This window comes from Paraburkholderia heleia NBRC 101817 (genome assembly GCF_000739775.1).
Lineage (GTDB): Bacteria > Pseudomonadota > Gammaproteobacteria > Burkholderiales > Burkholderiaceae > Paraburkholderia > Paraburkholderia heleia.
Genome location: NZ_BBJH01000018.1, coordinates 37558 through 56694, shown reverse-complemented (window position 1 = coordinate 56694; position 19137 = coordinate 37558). Strand labels below are relative to the sequence as shown.

General features: G+C 67.5%; 18 protein-coding genes. 11 read left to right on the top strand and 7 right to left on the bottom strand.

Annotated elements, in window-relative coordinates; translation table 11 throughout:
- The first annotated feature begins 83 nt into the window (after window positions 1-83).
- Together BHE01S_RS15810 and BHE01S_RS15805 are read left to right on the top strand one after the other, a co-directional pair.
- On the top strand, window positions 84-1706 hold the full coding sequence (locus tag BHE01S_RS15810) for an ABC transporter substrate-binding protein (RefSeq protein WP_042265629.1): 1623 nt from the start codon (window positions 84-86) through the stop codon (window positions 1704-1706).
- A gap of 242 nt (window positions 1707-1948) precedes the next feature.
- Window positions 1949-2254 (top strand): hypothetical protein, encoded by a 306-nt coding sequence (locus BHE01S_RS15805; RefSeq protein WP_042265628.1) that lies wholly within the window; start codon window positions 1949-1951, stop codon window positions 2252-2254.
- Window positions 2255-2335: 81 nt separating this feature from the next.
- Here the strand turns inward: BHE01S_RS15805 and BHE01S_RS15800 are convergent, their stop codons facing one another.
- The 3 genes from BHE01S_RS15800 to BHE01S_RS15790 form a co-directional block, all read right to left on the bottom strand.
- Window positions 2336-3346 carry a sulfate ABC transporter substrate-binding protein gene (locus tag BHE01S_RS15800; protein ID WP_042265627.1) on the bottom strand — a complete coding sequence of 337 codons (1011 nt, stop codon included), beginning with the start codon at window positions 3344-3346 and terminating at the stop codon, window positions 2336-2338.
- Window positions 3347-3529: 183 nt separating this feature from the next.
- Window positions 3530-4309 (bottom strand): enoyl-ACP reductase FabI, encoded by a 780-nt coding sequence (gene fabI, locus BHE01S_RS15795; RefSeq protein ID WP_042265626.1) that lies wholly within the window; start codon window positions 4307-4309, stop codon window positions 3530-3532.
- Window positions 4310-4464: 155 nt separating this feature from the next.
- Window positions 4465-7188 (bottom strand): DUF3141 domain-containing protein, encoded by a 2724-nt coding sequence (locus BHE01S_RS15790; RefSeq protein ID WP_052405959.1) that lies wholly within the window; start codon window positions 7186-7188, stop codon window positions 4465-4467.
- A 479-nt stretch (window positions 7189-7667) separates the two neighbouring features.
- On the opposite strand from BHE01S_RS15790, the gene BHE01S_RS15785 reads away from it, so the two are divergent.
- Both BHE01S_RS15785 and BHE01S_RS15780 read left to right on the top strand, forming a co-directional pair.
- The gene (locus BHE01S_RS15785) at window positions 7668-8609 is read left to right on the top strand and encodes a bifunctional enoyl-CoA hydratase/phosphate acetyltransferase (protein ID WP_245639754.1); all 942 of its coding nucleotides are present in this window, start codon (window positions 7668-7670) and stop codon (window positions 8607-8609) included.
- Window positions 8606-9862 (top strand): acetate/propionate family kinase, encoded by a 1257-nt coding sequence (locus tag BHE01S_RS15780; protein ID WP_042265624.1) that lies wholly within the window; start codon window positions 8606-8608, stop codon window positions 9860-9862. Before BHE01S_RS15785 ends, BHE01S_RS15780 begins: the two co-directional genes overlap by 4 nt.
- Window positions 9863-9904: 42 nt before the next feature.
- On the opposite strand, the gene BHE01S_RS15775 is transcribed toward BHE01S_RS15780, so the two are convergent.
- Window positions 9905-10516, bottom strand: coding sequence for an RBBP9/YdeN family alpha/beta hydrolase (locus tag BHE01S_RS15775; RefSeq protein WP_042265623.1), 612 nt, complete (start codon window positions 10514-10516; stop codon window positions 9905-9907).
- Window positions 10517-10795: 279 nt separating this feature from the next.
- On the opposite strand from BHE01S_RS15775, the gene BHE01S_RS15770 reads away from it, so the two are divergent.
- From BHE01S_RS15770 to BHE01S_RS15745, 6 genes are read left to right on the top strand one after another with little or no spacing between them, the layout of a single operon-like run.
- Window positions 10796-11743 carry a 2-hydroxyacid dehydrogenase gene (locus BHE01S_RS15770; RefSeq protein ID WP_042265622.1) on the top strand — a complete coding sequence of 316 codons (948 nt, stop codon included), beginning with the start codon at window positions 10796-10798 and terminating at the stop codon, window positions 11741-11743.
- 49 nt (window positions 11744-11792) lie between these two features.
- Window positions 11793-12716 (top strand): hydroxymethylglutaryl-CoA lyase, encoded by a 924-nt coding sequence (locus tag BHE01S_RS15765; protein ID WP_042265621.1) that lies wholly within the window; start codon window positions 11793-11795, stop codon window positions 12714-12716.
- A 40-nt stretch (window positions 12717-12756) separates the two neighbouring features.
- The gene (locus BHE01S_RS15760) at window positions 12757-13263 is read left to right on the top strand and encodes a YbaK/EbsC family protein (protein ID WP_042265620.1); all 507 of its coding nucleotides are present in this window, start codon (window positions 12757-12759) and stop codon (window positions 13261-13263) included.
- 2 nt (window positions 13264-13265) lie between these two features.
- On the top strand, window positions 13266-13493 hold the full coding sequence (locus tag BHE01S_RS15755) for a DUF1289 domain-containing protein (protein WP_042265619.1): 228 nt from the start codon (window positions 13266-13268) through the stop codon (window positions 13491-13493).
- Window positions 13490-13951: a MaoC family dehydratase gene (locus BHE01S_RS15750; protein ID WP_042265617.1), complete on the top strand. Its 462-nt coding sequence runs from the start codon at window positions 13490-13492 to the stop codon at window positions 13949-13951. The genes BHE01S_RS15755 and BHE01S_RS15750 overlap by 4 nt, the downstream gene beginning before the upstream one ends.
- On the top strand, window positions 13948-14880 hold the full coding sequence (locus BHE01S_RS15745) for an MBL fold metallo-hydrolase (protein ID WP_042265616.1): 933 nt from the start codon (window positions 13948-13950) through the stop codon (window positions 14878-14880). Before BHE01S_RS15750 ends, BHE01S_RS15745 begins: the two co-directional genes overlap by 4 nt.
- Window positions 14881-15100: 220 nt before the next feature.
- Here the strand turns inward: BHE01S_RS15745 and BHE01S_RS15740 are convergent, their stop codons facing one another.
- A complete protein-coding gene (locus tag BHE01S_RS15740; RefSeq protein WP_042265615.1) occupies window positions 15101-16405 on the bottom strand; it encodes a DUF445 domain-containing protein in 1305 nt (434 codons plus the stop codon).
- 102 nt (window positions 16406-16507) lie between these two features.
- Window positions 16508-17416 (bottom strand): DMT family transporter, encoded by a 909-nt coding sequence (locus BHE01S_RS15735; RefSeq protein WP_042265614.1) that lies wholly within the window; start codon window positions 17414-17416, stop codon window positions 16508-16510.
- Between the two features lie 160 nt (window positions 17417-17576).
- Between BHE01S_RS15735 and BHE01S_RS15730 the strand changes: the two genes are divergently transcribed.
- On the top strand, window positions 17577-18050 hold the full coding sequence (locus tag BHE01S_RS15730; protein ID WP_042265613.1) for an Lrp/AsnC family transcriptional regulator: 474 nt from the start codon (window positions 17577-17579) through the stop codon (window positions 18048-18050).
- A gap of 33 nt (window positions 18051-18083) precedes the next feature.
- Here the strand turns inward: BHE01S_RS15730 and BHE01S_RS15725 are convergent, their stop codons facing one another.
- Window positions 18084-18977 carry an alpha/beta fold hydrolase gene (locus BHE01S_RS15725; RefSeq protein WP_042265612.1) on the bottom strand — a complete coding sequence of 298 codons (894 nt, stop codon included), beginning with the start codon at window positions 18975-18977 and terminating at the stop codon, window positions 18084-18086.
- Between the last annotated feature and the right edge of the window lie 160 nt (window positions 18978-19137).

The window sequence follows — 19137 nt, the reverse complement described above, 5'->3', positions numbered from 1 at the left end:
CGGGCGCCCTTCCGAGCCTTCTCGCCTCTCCCGAATCGAACCAAACGGGGCGCCGCCCGCCACCGAAGAACCACGGAGATCCCATGCGCTTCACCTCGCCCACCGCGCGCACGCTCGTGCCGGCTTTCGTGCTCGCGACCGCGCTTGGCGCCGCGCTCGCGCCCGCGCCCGCGCTCGCCAAACCGCTGACGGTCTGCACCGAGTCGAGTCCCGACGGCTTCGACGTCGTGCAGTTCAACTCGCTCGTCACGACCAACGCGTCCGCCGACGTCATCTTCAATTCGCTCGTGGCCTATGACGAAGCGCAGAAGAAGGTCGTGCCCGCGCTCGCGGACAAGTGGGAAGTGAGCGCCGACGGCCTGACCTACACGTTCCATTTGCGACCCGACGTGGCGTTCCAGACGACCGAATGGTTCAAGCCCACGCGCACGCTCGACGCCGACGACGTGGTCTTCACGTTCGATCGCATGCTCGACGCGAACAATCCGTGGCACAAGGTGGCCGGCGCGAGCGGCTTCCCGCACGCTCAGTCGATGGGCCTCGTGAAACTTGTGAAGGCGGTCACGAAGGTCGATGCGAACACGGTGAAGTTCGAACTCAACGAGCCGAACGCCACGTTCCTCTCGATCCTCACGATGGGCTTCGCATCGATCTACTCCTCCGAGTACGCCGACCAGTTGCTCAAGGCCGGCAAGCAGGTCGATCTCAACGCGAAGCCGGTGGGCACGGGCCCGTTCACGCTCAAGAGCTACACGAAGGACGCGGTGATCCGCTACGACGTGAACCCGGCCTACTGGGGGCCGAAGCCGAAGGTGGACCGCCTGATCTACGCAATCACGCCCGACGCCGCCGTGCGCGCGCAGAAGGTGAAGGCCGGCGAATGCCAGATCGCGCTCTCGCCCAAACCCCAGGACGTGGCCGCGGCGAAGGACGACAAGTCGCTCAAGGTAGTGCAGACGCCCGCGTTCATGACGGCGTTCGTCGCGCTCAACACGCAGAAGAAGCCGCTCGACAACCAGAAGGTGCGCCAGGCGCTGAACATGGCGTTCGACCGCGCGACCTACCTGAAGGCGGTTTTCGATAATACCGCCACGCCTGCGACGAACCCCTGGCCGCCCATCACCTGGGGCTACGACAAGTCGATCCAGCCCTATCCGTATGACCCGGCGAAGGCGAAGCAGCTGCTCGCCGACGCGGGCTTGCCCAACGGCTTCGCGACGACGATCTGGGTGCGTCCGAACGGCAGCGTACTGAACCCGAACCCGCGCGCGGGCGCGGAGCTTTTGCAGGCCGATTTCGCGAAGATCGGCGTGAAGGCCGACATCAAGGTGATCGAGTGGGGCGAGCTGATCAAAGAGGCCAAGCAAGGTCAGCACGACACGCTCTTCATGGGCTGGGCCGGCGACAACGGCGACCCCGACAACTATCTCTCGCCGCTCTTTAGCTGCAATGCGGTGCAGTCGGGCATCAACTTCGCGCGCTTTTGCGATCCCCGGCTCGACAAGCTGATCGCCGAAGGCAAGGCCACCGCCGATCAGGCGAGGCGCGTGAAGCTCTACGAAGCTGCCCAGCAGATCATCCACGACCAGGCCCTGTGGATTCCGCTTGGCTACCCGACCGCCTCCGCCATCACGCGCACCAACGTGAGCGGCTATCAGGTGAGCCCGTTCGGCCGTCAGAACTTCGCGAGCGTCGTGGTGCAGTAGCGGCAGGGGCATGCCGGGCGCTCGCGCCCGGCGCACCGATTACAGACCTGCCCCGACGATCACGAATTGAAACACGCCCGCCTGCGCGAAACATGCGGGAAGCCCGCCGCAGGCGGGCGAGCGCCTTTTCCTCCCATTACCGCCCGTAAAATTCGCGCGCAGTTTGTTGCAGTTTGGTAACTCAAGCCGGCGAGCGCCTGGCTACATTGAAGCCATCGAATCTTCAACCGAAGGGGCTCAAAATGAAAACCAAACTCTTTGCCGCGCTGGGTGCTGGAGCGCTCGTCCTGGCCGCCTCGCAAACCGCGATGGCCGGCGTGGTGGTCGGCCTGAACGTCGGCGTGCCCGCTCCGGTTTATGTTGCACCCGCACCGGTGTATATCGCGCCGCAGCCCGTTTATGTCGCGCCGCGTCCGGTCTATGTCGCGCCGCCCGTGCGCGTGGCCTACGCGCCGGCTGTCGTGATCGGCTGGCACGGCGACCGCTACTGGGACGGCCACCGCTGGTACGGCCGCCGCGAGTGGTATGGCCGTCGCGGCTGGTACTAAACCCGCTGCCTGAATTGCAAAGCGCCTCGCCAAAACGCGAGGCGCTTTTGTTTTGCGCGTTGTCGTTACGCGCCGCCCGAATTACTTGCGGTCCGCGACGATCTGATCGAACGTGCCGCCATCGGCGAAATGCGTGGCCTGCGCGTTTTGCCAGCTGCCGAACACCTGCTCGACCGTGAAGGTCTTGATCGGCTTGAATTCGCCGGCGTGCTTCGCGAGCACCGCAGCGTCGCGCGGACGCAGATGGTGCTGCGCGATGATCTCCTGCGCGGCGGGCGAATACAGATAATCGAGATACGCCTGCGCGCTCTTGCGCGTGCCGCGCTTGTCCACGACCTTGTCGACGATCGTCACCGGCGGCTGCGCCAGCAGACTCACCGAGGGATAGACGGCTTCGAAGTCCTTCGCGCCCACGCCGCTATCGATGAGCGCTACCTCGTTTTCGAAGGTCACGAGCACGTCGCCGATGCCGCGCTGCGTGAAGGTCGTCGTCGCGCCCCGGCCGCCCGCGTCCAGCACCGGCACGTTCTTCAGGAGCGCGCGTTCGAAGTCGAGCGCCTGGGCGTCGCTCGCGCCCTGCTGCTTGCGGTAGCCCCACGCGGCCAGATACGCGTAGCGTCCATTGCCCGACGTCTTCGGGTTGGCGATCACGACCTGTACGCCGGGCCTCGCGAGATCGTCCCAATCCTTGATGCGTTTGGGGTTGCCCTTGTGCACGAGGAACACCATCGTCGTCGTATAGGGCGCGCTCGCGTCGGGTAGACGCGTGCGCCAGTTGGCGGGCACGAGATGCCCCTGCTGCGCGAGCAGGTCGATGTCGTTGGGCTGGTTCATCGTCACGACATCGGCTTGCAGGCCTTGCAGCACCGAGAGCGCCTGTGCGCTCGAAGCGCCGTGCGACTGCCTGATCGACACGGTCTCGCCGGTCTTCTTCCGATAGTCCGCGATGAAGCTCGCGTTGATGTCCTTGTACAGCTCGCGCGTCACGTCGTACGAGACGTTCAGTAACGATGTTTCGGCATGCGCTACCGCCGTACTCAATGCGATGATGCCCGCGCCGAGCCAGCGCGCCGTGCGTCCCAAACCTGTCATGGTGATCCCCGTCTGTCGTTCAAAGGCGCTTCGGCCTGCCTGCATGATTTTCGTAAGCAGACCGAACACTCGATTCTAGCGAGCCGGGGCGCACGGCTTATACCGATGCGAGCTTTGCTTTGCGGCTTTCGTGCTAAGCGCGCGAGGCGTGCGGTCAGGGCCTGCTCACGCCAATAACAGGCCCTAAGCCATGATGTGCGCGCCGCCGTCGATATACACGGTGTTGCCGCTCATGCGGCGGGCGTAGCGCGTGGCGAGGTACGCGGTTGCGTAGCCCACGTCCATGATGTCGACGAGTTCGCCGAGCGGCGCGCGCTCCGCGGCCTCGGCGAGCATGCGGTCGAAGTCGGGCAGCCCCGAGGCCGCGCGCGTCTTGAGCGGCCCAGGCGAGATCGCGTGCACGCGGATGCCGATCGGCCCGAGTTCGTACGCGAGATAACGGCACGATGCTTCGAGCGCCGCTTTCACCGGGCCCATCAGGTTGTAGTTGGGCACGACGCGGTTCGCGCCGTCGTAGCTCATCGCGAAAAGCGTGCCGCCCTGCGGCATGAGCGGCACGGCGCGCTTCGCCATGCGGATGAACGAGTGGCACGACACGTCCATCGCATGGGCGAAGCCCTGCGCCGACGAATCGAGCAGGCCGCCCTGCAGATCCTCTTTCGGCGCATAGGCGATGGAGTGCAGCACGATGTCGAGCGCTCCCCACGTTGCACGCACGGCATCGAACACGGCGTCGAGCTGGCCGTCTTCCTCGACGTTCAATGGCAGCAGCAACTGCGCGCCCAGTTCGTTGGCAAGCGGCTCGACATAGGGCCTCGCCTTGTCGTTGAGATAGGTGATGGCAAGTTGCGCACCGAGATCGGCGAACGCGCGGGCGCAGCCGTAAGCGATCGAATCGGCGTTCGCCACGCCGGTCACGAGCGCGCGCATGCCGGCAAGCGGCCGTTCGGGAGGAGTATGCATGGCTCACCTCGCAGTGGAAGACGGCCGGTGATGGCCGCAGATGCCGTTGCCGATCCGGCTGCGGACGTGTCGACGTATCGACGTGTCTAGCTCGAAGCGACGCGCCGCATCGGGGGAGAGGCGGCGCGTTCGGCTGACACGCGGAACAGGCTTCGTTACTCGCTCGCGCTGCGCGTCGCGCGGCGGCGCGCGGCCGTCGTGCCTGCGGCCCGCGTGGCGGTGGGCGTCGATGCCGCGCGCGAGCGGCGCGCAGCCGTCTTGGCGACGGCCGGCGCCTTGTTCGCATCTGCCGGCTCCGCGGCCTTCGCCTTTACGCCGGCGCGCGCCGCACGCATGGGTTTCGCGGGCGCGGCGTGTTCGCTTGCAGCGGTGGACTTCGCGCGAGAGGACTTCCCGGGAGCCGCTGGGCCTTCGGATTCCGCAGCCGCTGCGCCTGAAGATGCCTTGACGCCGTGTTCGGCGCTGCCGTCGCCAGCCGTGCCGCCGTCAGCGCCCGAAGAACCGCCCGAAACACCGCCGTCGGAGGGCGGCAGCCCCGTCTTCTCGCTGCCCGGCTCGACGCCCAGCGCGCGCTGCACGTAACGATAGCGCTCGCGCCGCTCGCCTTCGAGCGGCCCGGACACGGTCGCGATGCGGTACACGGCCGCGAGCAGTGCGCGCCGCGTCTTCATGTCGGGCACGATCTCGGGCAATGCGTCGATCGCGGCCTGCGGATCGAGCTGCACGATCGCGCCCTGGCGGCGCGCGGCTTCCTTGAGCTCGGCGATGCTCGGCTGGCGATCGCCGAGATACTCGCGCGCGAGTTCGCGCATGCGCTGGAACGGCCGGTACTGCACGGTATGCATTTCGTCGACGATGTACGCGGCGATGCGCATGAACGCGTCGACGAGCGAACCCTTCGCGAGACGTGCGCGCGCCGCGCGCAGGCGGTACTGCGCCAGTTCCTTGCGCAGCGCCATGAGCGGCGGCGCGATGGGATCGAGCGGCTCGTTCGGCGTCACGCCCACCCACGCCTGCACCCACGGCGCGGTGTAGACGTTGTAGAAGGTGCTTTCGATCCAGGCGTCGCGCGCGTCACGGTAGGCATCCCACGAAGCTTCGATGGTCGCCGATGCCTGCTTTTCGAGCAGCGTGAACGGATTGTCGGGCGCGGTGGGCTTGCGGTTGCCCCGCACCGCCTCCGCCATGGCGGGCAGCCCGCCCAGCGCCGGGTTCGCGTCGCTCAGCACGCTGCGCTCCACGCGCGACGGGTGCGACTCGCGCAGCGCATGCGCGCTGAACGCATTGCTCGACGCACGCACGAACGGCGAAACGAACAGGTCATAGAGACGCTGGTTGTTCTCCGCGAAGCGGCGTACCACTTCGAAGGGCTGCTCGTCGTCGCGGCCGTCGTCGAGCGCGAGAATGTCGTCGATGGTGCGGCGCTCGAAGCGGATCTCGTAGCGCCCTTCGAGCGCTTCGAGACGCCCGACTTCCGGCGTCGAGTCGGTGATCTTCGCTTCGTAGAGGCCCGGCGGCAGCACGTCGATCAGGTCGAGCGCCGAGAATAGTTCGGTATGCTCCTTATTGGCCACGCTCGCCGAAACGAAGATGCCGAGATGCCCCACCTTGTCGTGCAGGCAGTACACGATCACCTGCTCGTTGGCGACGATCTCGTCGACGCTCGCGTAGAGGTCGGGAATCCAGTTGAGCGCCTGCTGCGGCGGCGTGATGTTGTCGCCCCAGGAGGCGAGCACGATGATCGGCGTGCGGATGTTGCGCAGATCCACCGGCGAGCGCGCGTTCTTCGCGAACACCTCGTTGCGCGTGAGGTGGTTGCCGACGAAGAGGTTCTGCACGATCCAGTCGATCTCGGCGCGGTTCAGCTGGAAATGGCCGCCCCACCAGCGCTCGAATTCGAGGAAGCGCTCGCGCTCGGAATCGACCTTCGAATAGAGGTTGTAAAGCTTGCCCCAGTACGTATTGGCCGGATTGAGGTACTCGAAGTTCTGCACGAGATACGCGCCGTCGAAGCGGCCGTCGCCCAGGTCCGCCGCGAGCGAGGACATCCACGAGCCGCCCAGCATGCCGCCCGAATAGCGCATGGGGTTCTTGCCGCGCACGCCGGCCCAGTAAGACAGCGGCGAGCCCGCGAGCATGAGCGGGCCGACCAGCGCGGGCGCGCAAGCCGCGAGCAGCGCCGCGGCCCAGCCGCCCTGGCAGTTGCCGATGATGAACGGCAAGCCGTCCGCGTCGGGATGCAGCTCGCGCACACGTTGAATGAATACGGCTTCAGCCTGCCCGACCGACTGGATTGTCTGCGTTTCGCAGGGCAGCGGGAAGAACGTCACGAAATAGCACGGATGGCCCTTGCGCAACGCGATGCCGACTTCGCTGTCCATCTTGAACCCGGCAATGCCGGGGCCGTGGCCCGCGCGCGGATCGATCACGACGAAGGGGCGCATGCGCGGATCGGTCGGGACGCCCGCTTCGGGCTTGATGCGCAGGAGTGCGTAATTGCAGGGATCGTCGAGTTCGCGGCCGTCGACGATCACTTCGTAGTCGAACGCGAGCACCGGCGGCATGCCCGCCTGCTCGTGCACATAAGTCTGGTTGCCGCGCTCGCGCAGCACGTCGAGGAACAGCACGCTGCGCTGCCAGGCGTCGTAGAGGTAGTCGTAGAGCGGCTGCGCCACCGTCGGCGCGGATTGCGCCGATTCGATTACCCGGTTCACTGCCGAAGCCGCGTCGGTCAGTGGCGTCCGGAGCGATGACTCCTCGTCGGATGCACCCGCGAGCGGCCAGAAAGACGCAAAGGGCCAGAAAGACGTGCCCGATGCGAGCGTGGGCAGAAATGAAAACGGCGACGCAACGAGCGGCGAGGAGGCGGGAACTGCCACGAGACGAATCTCCTTTAAGGGAGCGCCGGCTCGCCTCGCGGCAAGCAGGCGCCAGGCCGGCGCGGGCCGTGGACGCGCGCCTTCATGACGAGTGACGCGCGGGGCGTGGCCGCTGCCCCTGTTCTGCCGCCACAACGGCGGCATGGCGGGCAGCGGGGCCGGCAAAAGATATACGCGGCCGCGTGCGCGTTTCGTGCGCCTCGCGACCGCGATGTGAAAAGAGCCAGATCATGTTGCACTGCGGCATCTAAAAAATTAGGCGGCGGCCCTGCGAAAGTCAAGATGCGCGGCGGCCCCGGTGCCTCTCCGATGATCGCAACGCCTTGTGAATGAAGCATGACAGGCACAACTGCCGGGCCTGGGCGCAACGCGTAACGATGCCGCGCGGGCCTGGCGCGCATCCAGCCGACTGCCTCGTCGGCGCTGGTCTACACTGTTAGCGCTTTGCGCGCCGCAGCATGTTCTTCGTGGAGACCGCCGTGACTTCATCGCCTGACAAGTATTCGGTTCTGCTCGCCCGCTGCGGCAGCCTCGCGCCCGTGCCCACCGCCGTGGCGCATCCCTGCGACGTGTCCTCGCTCACCGGGGCGCTCGACGCCGCGAACCTCGGCTTGATCGTGCCGATCCTCGTCGGCCCTGAAGCGAAGATCCGCGCGGTGGCCGAAGAAGCCGACCTGCGCCTCGACGGCATCACCCTCATCGACGCGCCGCACAGCCACGCCGCCGCCGAATTCGCCGTGCGCGCCGTGCGCGAGGGCCAGGCCGAACTGCTCATGAAGGGCAGCCTGCACAGCGACGAACTGCTCCACGAAGTCGCGCTCGCCGCCAATGGCCTGCGCACCGAGCGACGCCTCTCGCACGTGTTCGCGATGGACGTGCCCTCGTACCACAAGCCGCTTTTCATCACCGATGCGGCCGTCAACATCTTCCCCAAGCTCGCCGAGAAGGCCGACATCGTGCGCAACGCGATCGACCTCGTGCGTGCGCTCGGCGTGGGCACGCCCAAGGTCGCCATTCTCGGCGCTGTGGAAACCGTGTCCGAAAAGATGCCCTCCACCATCGACGCGGCCGCGCTCTGCAAGATGGCCGACCGCGGCCAGATCACGGGCGGCCTGCTCGACGGCCCGCTCGCCTTCGACAATGCGATCAGCGCCGAAGCCGCGCGCATCAAGGGCATCGCGTCGCCCGTTGCGGGCGACCCCGACATCCTGCTCGTGCCCGACCTCGAAGCGGGCAACATGCTCGCCAAGCAGCTCACCTTCCTCGCCGGCGCGGAAGCGGCCGGCGTCGTCCTCGGCGCGCGCGTGCCGATCATCCTCACGAGCCGCGCCGACAGCGTGCGCTCGCGCATCGGCAGTTGCGCGATCGCCGTGCTGCTCGCGCATGCGCGGCGCGCTCGCAAAGCCACGGAGATCCTGTGAGCAGCGTCCAGGCCCAGCCGGCCGATCAAGGCCATGTCGTGCTCGTCGTGAATGCGGGTTCGTCGAGCATCAAGTGTTCGGTGTTTCGCGTGATCGAAGACGACCACGTGGAAGGCGGCGCGCGCGCGCTGCATGGCGCGGGCGGGCAGATCGAGGGCATCGGCGTCGCGCCGCGCGTGGTCGCGCATATGGCCGACGGGCGCCTGATCGTCGACGAGAAGTTTCCGGTCGCGCAGGTCGCCGATCACGACGCCGCGTTTCGCCTCCTGCGCCTCGTGCTCGCCGTGGGCCTGCGCGACACGCCGCCCGCCGCGATCGGTCACCGCGTGGTGCACGGCGGCGCGCGCTACGCCGACGCCGTGCTCATCGACGACGAAGTGATCCAGGAGCTCGACGCGCTCACGCCGCTCGCGCCCCTGCATCAGCCGCACAATCTCGCCGCGATTCGGGCGGTGCGTCAGGCCGCGCCCGAGCTGCCGCAGGTGGCGTGCTTCGACACCGCGTTCCACGCGGGCAACGACATCATGGCCCAGCTCTTCGCTCTGCCGTACAGCTATTACGGCGAGGGCGTGCGGCGCTACGGCTTTCACGGTCTCTCGTACGAGTACATCGCGAGGCACCTGCATCAGGTCGCGCCCGACATGGCGCGCGGGCGCGTCGTCGTTGCGCACCTGGGCAACGGCGCGAGCCTGTGCGCGATGAAGGACGGCAAGAGCGTCGAGACCACCATGGGCCTCACCGCGCTCGACGGCCTGCCCATGGGCACCCGCTGCGGCGCGCTCGACGCGGGCGCCGTGCTCTGGATGATGGCGAAGGGCATGGACTACCACGCCATCGAGAAGGTGCTGTACCAGGAGTCGGGCCTGAAGGGCCTGTCGGGCCTGAGCAGCGACATGCGCGAGTTGCTCGCGAGTGCCAGCGACCGCGCGAAGCTCGCAATCGACTTCTATACGTATCGCATCGCGCAGGACGTGGGCAAGCTCGCCGTGGTGCTGGGCGGGCTCGACGCGCTCGTGTTCACCGCGGGCATCGGCGAGCATGCCGCGCCCATTCGCGCGCAGGTATGCGAGCGGCTCGCGCCGGTGTTCGGCACCGTGCTCGACGCGCAGGTCAACGAGGTCGGCAGCAGTCAGGGCAACGAGCGCGTGAGCGCGCGTGAAAGCCGCGTTCCCGTTTTCGCGATCCGCACCGACGAAGAAGGGATGATCGCGCTCCATACGGCACGGTTGTTGCGCGCGGCGCTCGGGCACTGAGCGCCGCCTGCTCGCGAGGTGTATCGCCGGGTGTGTCCTGCCTCAGGCGTACGCCGGACCGCCCCGGTCGAATGCCGCGTCGCGCAGCCGCCCCGGCGCTGCGCCATGGACGAGCGTATCGACGAAGTACTTCGCGCGCGGCCACGGCCCAAAGCCTGCCGCCGTGTTGATGTGACCCGCATCGCCGAGATTCACGAACGTGCTGCCCAGTTGCTGCGCGAGCGCGCGGGCGCCTTCGAGCGGCATCCACGGATCGGTTTCGCTGCCGATGAGGATGGACGGCACGGGCAGCCGCCGCGCCTCGAACGCTCCGGCAAAGCGGAACTTCTCGGGGCTCGCGGGCGCGACGAACAGCACACCGGCAATATCGCTCCCGCTTTCCCCCAGCACGCCGGTGTGCAGCGCATGCGCCGCCACGAGGCAGCCGAAGCTGTGCGCGGCCAGCAGGAACGGCCCGCGCTCGCCCACCAGCCGCCGCGCGAGAGCCGCGCCCCAGACCGCCAGATCGGGCGCGTCCCAGTCATCCTGCTCCGCGCGCAGCGAGCGCGCGAACTGGCGTTCGAGCCAGCTCTGCCAGTGAGCGCCGTCGCTGCCGTGCAGACCCGGCACGGTGACGAGGCGGGGCGGCCAACGCATTTGCGCGCACGAAAGCATGATTTTTTCCTCGCTGGAACACGGCGTGAATCGATTGTGGCCCGCGAGCCGCGCACGCCGAACCAATTTTTTTTGCTTAGCTTTTCGGCACCCCCGGTGTGGTCCGGCGCGAGAGACGTTGCAGGCAGGCGCGCCGCGATTTGCCCGGCGGGCGCGGGCCTGAAAAAGTAGAATGGTGCCGGTGCACGCGGCTCTGGCGGCCCTCGCGGGCCGCACGCAACGCAACAGCGCGCATCGCTTCGAGCCGCACAGCCGTTACCAGGGACAGGTTCACCCATCATGAAGATCATTTTCTGGTTCCCGCAGACCGACGCCTCCGCTTGGCTTCACGGCCTCGCGCGCGCCCTGCCCGATGCCGCGTTGCGCGAATGGCAACCCGGCGACACCGATCCCGCCGACTATGCGGTCGTCTGGCACCCGCCGCGCGAACTCTTCGGCGTGCCGGGGCTTCGCGCCATTTTCAATCTGGGCGCGGGCGTCGACGCGATCCTCGCCCACGAACACGAGCGCCCTGGCACGCTGCCCGGCACCGCCATGCTCGTGCGGCTCGAAGACTCGGGCATGGGCCGGCAAATGAGCGAGTACGTTCAGCATGCGGTGCTGCGCTACCTGCGCCGCTTCGACGAGTACGCGCTCGCGCAGGCGCGCCGCGAATGGCACGTGCTCGCGCCGCATCCGCACGAGACCTTCACGGTGGGCGTGCTCGGCCTGGGCGTGCTGGGCGCGCAGGTCGCGCACGCGGTCGCCTCGCTCGGCGTGCCAGTGCGCGGCTTTTCGCGCAGCATGAAGACGATCGAGGGCATCGAAACGTATTCGGGCGAGCTGCACGGCGAGCAGTTCGACGCCTTCCTCGACGGCGTGAAGCTGCTCGTGAACCTGCTGCCCGCCACGCCCGACACCGAAAGCGTGCTCAATGGGCGCACCTTCGGCAAGCTCTCGCGCGGCGCGTATCTCGTGAACGTGGCGCGCGGCACGCATCTGGACGAACAGGACCTGCTCGCCGCGTTGGCGAGCGGCACGCTTGCGGCGGCAACGCTCGACGTGTTCCGCGAGGAGCCGCTGGCGCCCGATCACCCGTTCTGGCGCGAGCCGCGCATCACGATCACGCCGCACAGTTCGGCGCTCACGCTGCGCGACGAAGCGATCTCGCAGGTGGCCGACAAGATCGGCGCGCTGGCTCGCGGCGAGACCGTGAGCGGCGTGGTGCACGTCGGGCGCGGTTACTGAACGCCAGCACATCGCGAAGCCTTTCAAAAATATCGTTGGAGACACGGCAATGGCATTACCCACCGCAGTGAAGATCGTCGAAGTCGGCCCGCGCGACGGCCTGCAGAACGAAAAAGAATTCGTTCCCACCGCAACCAAGATCGAACTCATCGACCGGCTCTCGGCCGCCGGCTTTCCGAACATCGAGGCCGCCTCGTTCGTCTCGCCCAAATGGGTGCCGCAGATGGCCGACGGCGCCGAAGTCATGGCCGGCATCGAGCGCCGCAGCGGCGCGATCTACTCGGTCCTCACGCCGAATATGCGCGGCTTCGAAGGCGCGCTCGCCGCGCGCGCAGACGAGATCGTGATCTTCGGCGCGGCGAGCGAGGCGTTCTCGCAGAAGAACATCAACTGCTCGATCGCGGAAAGCATCGAGCGCTTCGCGCCCGTGGCGCTTGCCGCGAAGGAGCACGGCGTGCGCTTGCGCGGCAGCGTGTCGTGCGCGCTCGGCTGCCCGTATCAGGGCGAAGTGCCGGTCGCTTCGGTCGTCGATGTCGTGGAGCGCTTCGCCGCGCTCGGCTGCGACGAGATCGACATTGCCGACACCATCGGCGTGGGCACGGCGAAGCGCGTGCACGAAGTGTTCGAAGCCGTGACGAAGGTGTTTGCGCGCGAGCGCCTTTCGGGCCACTTCCACGACACTTACGGCCAGGCGCTCGCCAACATCTATGCGGCGCTCGAAGAAGGCATCGCCATTTTCCACGCCTCGGTGGCGGGCCTCGGCGGCTGTCCGTATGCGAAGGGCGCCACGGGCAACGTCGCGACCGAGGACGTGCTGTACCTCATGAACGGCCTCGGCATCCATACCGGCATCGACCTGAACCAGGTCGTCGCGGCGGGCGACTTCATTTCGACCGCCATCGGCCGGGCGAACGTCTCGCGCGCGGGCAAGGCCCTGCTTGCGAAGGCCCGCAGCGAAGCGGCCTGCGCGTGACGCGCGACCCATCGAACTGCAGTACGAAGGAAATCGACACATGACGCAAACCCTCGACAACCTCGACGCCCTGCCCGACTCCGCGCGCCGCGTCGCCCTGATGCTGCGCGAGCGCGGCCATGCCAGGCCGGTCGTGATGCTGCCCGAGACCGGCAAGACCTCCGCCGAAGCCGCCGCGGGCCTTGGCTGCGAAGTCGCGCAGATCGCCAAGTCGATCCTGTTCCGCCGCCGCGAAGACGACGCGCCCGTGCTCGTGATCGCGAGCGGGGCGAACCGCGTGGACGAAAAGAAAGTGGCCGCGCACGTGGGCGAGATCGGCCGCGCCGACGCGAAGTTCGTGCGCGAGAAAACCGGCTACGCCATTGGCGGCGTGTGCCCGATCGGCCACGCCACGCCCCCCGTCACGCTGATCGACGCCGACCTGTTCGCGCTCGAAAGCCTGTGGGCCGCCGCCGGCCATCCGCATGCGGTGTTCAACCTCTCGCCACAGGAACTCGAGGCGCTGACCGGCGCGCCCGTGGTGGACGTCGCGCTGCGCGACGCGTGAGCATGACCGCGATTCGCGACACCGTCACGCCGCCGCCCTCGCCTTGCATCGCCATCTGCCGCATGGATGAGCGCAGCGGCTTGTGCGAGGGCTGCCTGCGCACCATCGACGAAATTGCCGGCTGGTCCGTGCTCGACGACGACGCGAAGCGCGCCGTCTGGGATGCGATCGAGACGCGGCATGCCGAGTGGGTTGCGAAACGCTTCGAGCCGCAAGGAGAAAAACCATGAACGCGCCCGCCCGCGTCGTCACGGTCGGCGAGACGTTCCGCTCGACACTTCAGCTCACGCCCGAATCGGTGAAATCGTTCGGACTGCTCGTGAACGATCTGAACCCGCTGCACCACGACGAAGCCTACGCGGCGCAAAGCCGCTTTGGCGGACTGATCGCGTCGGGCACGCAACCGACCGCGCATTTCATGGCGCTGCTCGCCACGCACTACTCGCAGTACGCGCAACCGCTCGGGCTCGAATTCGACATGAAGCTCAAGCGCGCCGCGCACGCGAACGACACGATCACGTTCGAGTGGCGCGTCGACGAAGCGTGGTGGAAGCCGAGCCTGAACGGCGATCTCGTGAAGCTCGTGGGCGAGGCCGTGAACCAGAAAGGCGAAACGCTCGTGGCAGGGCGCGCGACGATCCTCGTCATGCCCAGGCCCGAACACGCACCGGCACGCGCACCGGCATGAGCGCCGCGCCCGTACTCCCTGAATCGATCCGCGTGTTCGAGCGCGGCTGGCTTTCGTCGAACAACGTGCTGCTCGTCGACGAGTCGCGCGCCGCACTCGTCGATACCGGCTACGCGACGCACGCCGGGCAGACGCTCGCGCTCGTGCGCGAGGCGCTGGGCCCGCGCGCGCTCGAGCTCATCGTCAACACGCACCTGCACTCCGACCATTGCGGCGGCAACGCGCAACTGCAGGCGCAATGGCCCTGCGCGACGCTGATCCCCGCGGCGAGCGCAACGATCGTGCGCGACTGGGACGAGGCGCGGTTGAGCTTTCTCGCCACCGGGCAGACCTGCGAGCGATTCGCGTTCACCGGCACGCTTGCGCCGGGAGAACGGCTCGCGCTAGGAGGATTCGACTGGGAGGTGATCGGCGCGCCGGGGCACGATCCCGACTCGGTGATGCTCTATGCAGCCGGGCCGCGCCTGCTCATCAGCGCCGATGCGCTTTGGGAGCACGGCTTCGGCGTGATTTTTCCCGAGCTCGAAGGCGCAAGCGGGTTCGCCGAACAGCACGCGGTACTGGAAGCCATCGCGAAGCTCGACGTGCACATGGTGATTCCGGGCCACGGCAAGCCGTTCACCAACGTCGAGGCGGCGCTGGAGCGCGCGTTCTCGCGCCTCGCCTGGCTGCGCGCCAACCCGGCCCGCAACGCGAAGAACGCGCTCAAGGTGCTGATCGTCTTCAAGCTGCTGGAGGTGCGTGCGATGACCTTCGACGCGCTGCTGGCGATGCTGGAGAACGCCGCCTCCCTGCGCGCCGCGGCGCAGCAGCTCGCCCCGCGCGGCGCATGGCCGGCGCTGCTGCGCGACCTGGCAGGGGAACTGGCGAAGAGCGGCGCACTGGTCGTGCACGGCGAACGCCTCGAAGCCCCGGCGGCTGTGGTCTAGCCGGGCTGCAGGGCTGCACGGATAAAGCGGGAAAGACGCAAAAAAAACGCTCGTCCGTTTCCGGGCGAGCGTTCGAATTAGCTCTGACGTGATCAAACTGTCGAAGGCATGATACTCGCGCCAAAATTCCCGAAGCATCGGTGATTTCCCTACGGATGACCTATGACTGCAGGCATGGCGCACCGTCGCACGATCCATTCATCTGGAATCCGAATCGATCTCACTGCCCGAGCTTGAGCCGCACAAGCTCGAACAGATGCGAACACAGGTAGAGTCCGAGCCCGATCGCGCCGCCGATCACCGTGCCGTTCACGCGGATTTTCTGCAGGTCCTTGCCGATTTTCAACTCGATGAGCCGCGCCGTCTCGCGCGTATCCCAGTTTTTTACGGTGTCGCGTATGTGATGCGTGAGGTAACGCGCAAAGTCGGGCGCCATGGCGCGTGCGGCGTCTTCGAGATGGCCGCTGAGCGAGGCGCGCAGGTCGGCGTCGGCGGCGAGCGTCTCGCCGAGCCACTGGCCCGTTGCGGCGACCTTCGCGTGCAGCGCCGAGTCTTCGCGCTCCAGATCGTCGCGCAGCCACGTACGCAGGCTGTCCCACAGCGCGAGCGTGTAGTCGTTGAGCGCGCCGCCCTCGCGCAGGCTCGCCTTCAGCTCCTCGCCCTTGCGCAGGAACGCCGGATCGCTCTTGAGCTTCACGATCAGCTTTTCCACGACCTCGTCGAACTTCTGGCGCAGATGGTGCTCGCGATCCTCGCTCACCTGAAGCAGCAGCCGGTTCACGGCGCTTTCCACCACGCGCGCGCCGCTCTCGCCGATCCACTCGCTAGGCAAAAACTTCTCGGTTGTCGGGTAGTCGCTCTTGAGCCAGTCGACGATGGCCGACGCGACGAACGCGCGCGTACCGTCGTCGCGCAACAGTACGGCGAGCTGCTCGAGCATCTGGTCGAGCAGTTCCTGGTGGCGGCCGTCACGGGTGAGCGTGTCGAGAATGGCGCCCGCGGACTTCGAGAAATCGACGCGCGCGAGCGCCGCGTGCAGGCTGTCGCGGATGAAGCCCTGGATGCGCGCGTCATCGGTGAGGCCGAGCACGCCCGACATCATGCGCACCGCGTAGTCGCCCAGGCGCCGCGCATTCTGCGGCGCGGTGAGCCAGCCGGACAGCCGCGCCACCGGATCGTGGCGCCGGATCAGCCCGACCAGCGAACCGACGTCGAGAAACTTGTCGCGCACGAAGGCGGCAAGCTCGTCGGCGATGCGCTCCTTGTTGCGCGGAATCACGCCCGTATGCGCCGAAACGAACGGAATCGGGACGCGCCGGAACAGCGCGACCACCGCGAACCAGTCGGCGAGGCCGCCGACCATGGCGGCTTCGCTCACCGACTTGACGCCGTCCGTCACGACGCCCGGCGGGAAAAAGAGTGCCGTGCCGGCGAAGACGAGCGCCGCAACCAGCAGAAACGCCAGTGCCTGGCGCTTGGCGCGCGTGAGTTCGGATTCGTCCCGTGGGGCGTGCGAATGCGTCATGAGGTGCGGGGAGTCGCGGGTTCGAATCGCGACATTATGCTGCCCGCGCGCCAACTGCCGCACGCAGCAGCGCCGCGCCGGCACTGCTGCGTGCGCGACGCCTCAGGCCGAACGCGCGCTGCGCCGCAGCGGCACGATGCGCCAGCCGAGGTTCACGCCTGCCGCCGCGACGAGGATGAGCGCGGCGCCCACCACCTGGATCCACGCGAGACGCTGACCGAACGCGAGCCAGTCCACGAGGATCGCGACCACGGGATAGATGAACGAGAGCGCGCCTGTCATCGCCGTGGGCAGCTTCTGGATCGCACCGTAGAGCAGCACGTACATGATGCCCGTGTGCACGACGCCGAGCGTGACGAGCTGCGCCCAGTGCAGCGGCGTGGCCGGCAGCGTGCCGTAGTGGATGAACGGTGCGAGCGCGAGCGCGCCGAACGCGAGCTGCACGAGCGCGATGAGGTGAGGCGGCGTGCCCTTGAGATGCCGCGTGATGATCGACGAGATCGCGTACAGAAACGCCGCCCCCGCCGCATAGGCCACGCCCTGCAGATACTCTCCGGGCACCGCGAGCACGGCCGGCTGCACCTCGACCACGCACACGAGGCCGAGGAAGGCCACCGCCAGCCACGCAACCGTCGAAGCGCTCACGCGCTCGCGCAAAATGACCACGCCGAGGCCGACCAGCATGAACGGCTGCGTGTTATAGACGGCCGTGGCCATGGAGATCGAAGCACGCGAATAGGCGGCGAACAGCAACACCCAGTTCGCGACGATGGCCGCGCCCCCGAGCACGGCGAGCGCGAGCGTGCGCGGCGGCAGGTGCTTGCGGCGCAGCAGGCCGAGTGCGGCGCAAACGAGCGTGAGCGTGGCGCCGCCCAGCACGCACCGCAAAAAGGCGATGTTGATCGGGGCCTGCCGCGAGGCGACCACGAGCCAGCCGATGGTGCCGGACATCAGCATCGCGACGACCATCTCGGCGGCGCCGCGGCGAATTTCAGGAGTGGTGGAAGACATGAGCTTGCATCCTCGTTCTAACGGACGAATGGCACGCGGCCCTTCGCATCTGCAAGCCAGTTTATCGGCTGCAGGGTGAGGAATACATGGCTAAACTTAAGCGAGAGGCAGTCCTTGCCTTCGATTGAAAGGCCAATCTGGGGGGAGCACCCGCACAATCATGAACCGACGCACGAACCCGCCGCCCGCTGCGGCCCCGCTCGACGACATCGACCGCATGCTGCTCGCGGCGCTCGCCGAGGACGCCCGCGCGAGCGTCGCCGAACTGGCCCGGCACGTGGGGCTTTCGGCGCCGAGCACGGCCGAGCGGCTGCGCCGGCTCGAAGCGCAAGGCGTGATCGGCGGCTATACGGTGCAGATCGATCCGCGCGCGCTCGGCTACACCTTGCAGGCCATCGTGCGCGTGAAGCCGCTGCCCGGACAATTGCATCTGGTGGAAGAGGTGCTGCGGCGCATTCCCGAATTCGTCGAGTGCGACAAGGTCACAGGCGACGACTGCTTCATCGCCCGGCTTTATCTGCATTCGATCGAGCAGCTCGACGAGATTCTCGCGAAAGTCACCGAGCGCGCCGAAACCAGCACGGCCATCGTCAAGTCCACGCCGGTGCCGCGCCGCCTGCCGCCGCTGGGCTGAGGTTCGGGTGCGGCGGCGAGGCGCCGCCGCCGCTCATTGCTCCGTGGTCTCGAAAAACGCCAGCATCTCCCCGACCAGCGCATCGCTCACCTCCTCGGGAATGTAATGGCCGCACGGCAGCGCGCGCCCGCTCACGTCGCGCGCCACCTTGCGCCATTCGGCGAGCGGGTCGAAACAGCGCTCGATCACGCCTTCTGCGCCCCATAGCACGCGCAGCGGACACGCCACCTTGTTGCCGCGCTCGAGGTCGGCACGGTCGTGCCCGAGATCGATGGTCGCCGAGGCGCGGTAGTCCTCGCACATCGCGTGCACGGCGCCCGGCTGGCGCAGCGCCGCGCGGTAGGCGTCCAGCGCCTGCGGCGCGAAGGGTGCGAGCCCCGCGTGGCGGCTGCCCATGACGCGCTCGATGTAGACGTCGGGGTTCGCTTCAATGAGCGTCTCCGGCAGCGGCTCGGGCTGGATCAGGAAGAACCAGTGGAAATAGAGCGTGGCGAACTCGCGGTCGGTCTGCTCGTACATGGCGAGCGTGGGGGCGATGTCGAGCAGCATGAGCCGCTCGACGGCGTCGGCGTGATCGAGCGCCATGCGGTGCGCGACGCGCGCGCCGCGGTCGTGCGCGCACACGAGAAAGCGCTCGTGGCCGAAGTGGCGCATGACTTCGACCTGATCGGCCGCCATCGCGCGCTTCGAATAGACCGCGTGCGTGTCGTCGCTGGGCGGTTTCGAGGAGGCGCCGTAGCCGCGCAGATCCGTCGCGACGACGGTGAAGTGCTGCGCGAGCGAGGAAGCGCAGCGGTGCCAGATCATATGCGTCTGCGGATGGCCGTGCAGCAGCAAGAGCGGCGGTCCGTCGCCGCCCTTCACGCCGCAGATGTCTACGCCGCCCGCGGTGCGAACGGTGAAAGGCTGGAATCCGTCGAAGGGCATGGGGCTAGTCTCTTGTGTTTGTTGGTCTGCGGTCATTGTATGAGGCGAGCGCGGCTCGAAAATGTGCTTTTGGGCTCGCAGCGGTGGAAACCGAACATTCCCTCGAATCCCGCACGCGCGATGCCGGGTCGACCCCAAGCCTATAATCGAACGGCAGTTT

Bases quoted from the DNA above. Each gene is read 5' to 3' on its own strand.
- BHE01S_RS15760 (WP_042265620.1), top strand. From the start codon at position 12,757: ATGACGCAAACCCTCGACAACCTCGACGCCCTGCCCGACTCCGCGCGC.
- BHE01S_RS15755 (WP_042265619.1), top strand. From the start codon at position 13,266: ATGACCGCGATTCGCGACACCGTCACGCCGCCGCCCTCGCCTTGCATC.
- BHE01S_RS15800 (WP_042265627.1), bottom strand. From the start codon at position 3,346: ATGACAGGTTTGGGACGCACGGCGCGCTGGCTCGGCGCGGGCATCATC.
- BHE01S_RS15740 (WP_042265615.1), bottom strand. From the start codon at position 16,405: ATGACGCATTCGCACGCCCCACGGGACGAATCCGAACTCACGCGCGCC.
- BHE01S_RS15750 (WP_042265617.1), top strand. From the start codon at position 13,490: ATGAACGCGCCCGCCCGCGTCGTCACGGTCGGCGAGACGTTCCGCTCG.
- BHE01S_RS15730 (WP_042265613.1), top strand. From the start codon at position 17,577: ATGAACCGACGCACGAACCCGCCGCCCGCTGCGGCCCCGCTCGACGAC.
- fabI (WP_042265626.1), bottom strand. From the start codon at position 4,309: ATGCATACTCCTCCCGAACGGCCGCTTGCCGGCATGCGCGCGCTCGTG.
- BHE01S_RS15810 (WP_042265629.1), top strand. From the start codon at position 84: ATGCGCTTCACCTCGCCCACCGCGCGCACGCTCGTGCCGGCTTTCGTG.
- BHE01S_RS15775 (WP_042265623.1), bottom strand. From the start codon at position 10,516: ATGCTTTCGTGCGCGCAAATGCGTTGGCCGCCCCGCCTCGTCACCGTG.
- BHE01S_RS15735 (WP_042265614.1), bottom strand. From the start codon at position 17,416: ATGTCTTCCACCACTCCTGAAATTCGCCGCGGCGCCGCCGAGATGGTC.
- BHE01S_RS15765 (WP_042265621.1), top strand. From the start codon at position 11,793: ATGGCATTACCCACCGCAGTGAAGATCGTCGAAGTCGGCCCGCGCGAC.
- BHE01S_RS15745 (WP_042265616.1), top strand. From the start codon at position 13,948: ATGAGCGCCGCGCCCGTACTCCCTGAATCGATCCGCGTGTTCGAGCGC.
- BHE01S_RS15770 (WP_042265622.1), top strand. From the start codon at position 10,796: ATGAAGATCATTTTCTGGTTCCCGCAGACCGACGCCTCCGCTTGGCTT.
- BHE01S_RS15725 (WP_042265612.1), bottom strand. From the start codon at position 18,977: ATGCCCTTCGACGGATTCCAGCCTTTCACCGTTCGCACCGCGGGCGGC.
- BHE01S_RS15805 (WP_042265628.1), top strand. From the start codon at position 1,949: ATGAAAACCAAACTCTTTGCCGCGCTGGGTGCTGGAGCGCTCGTCCTG.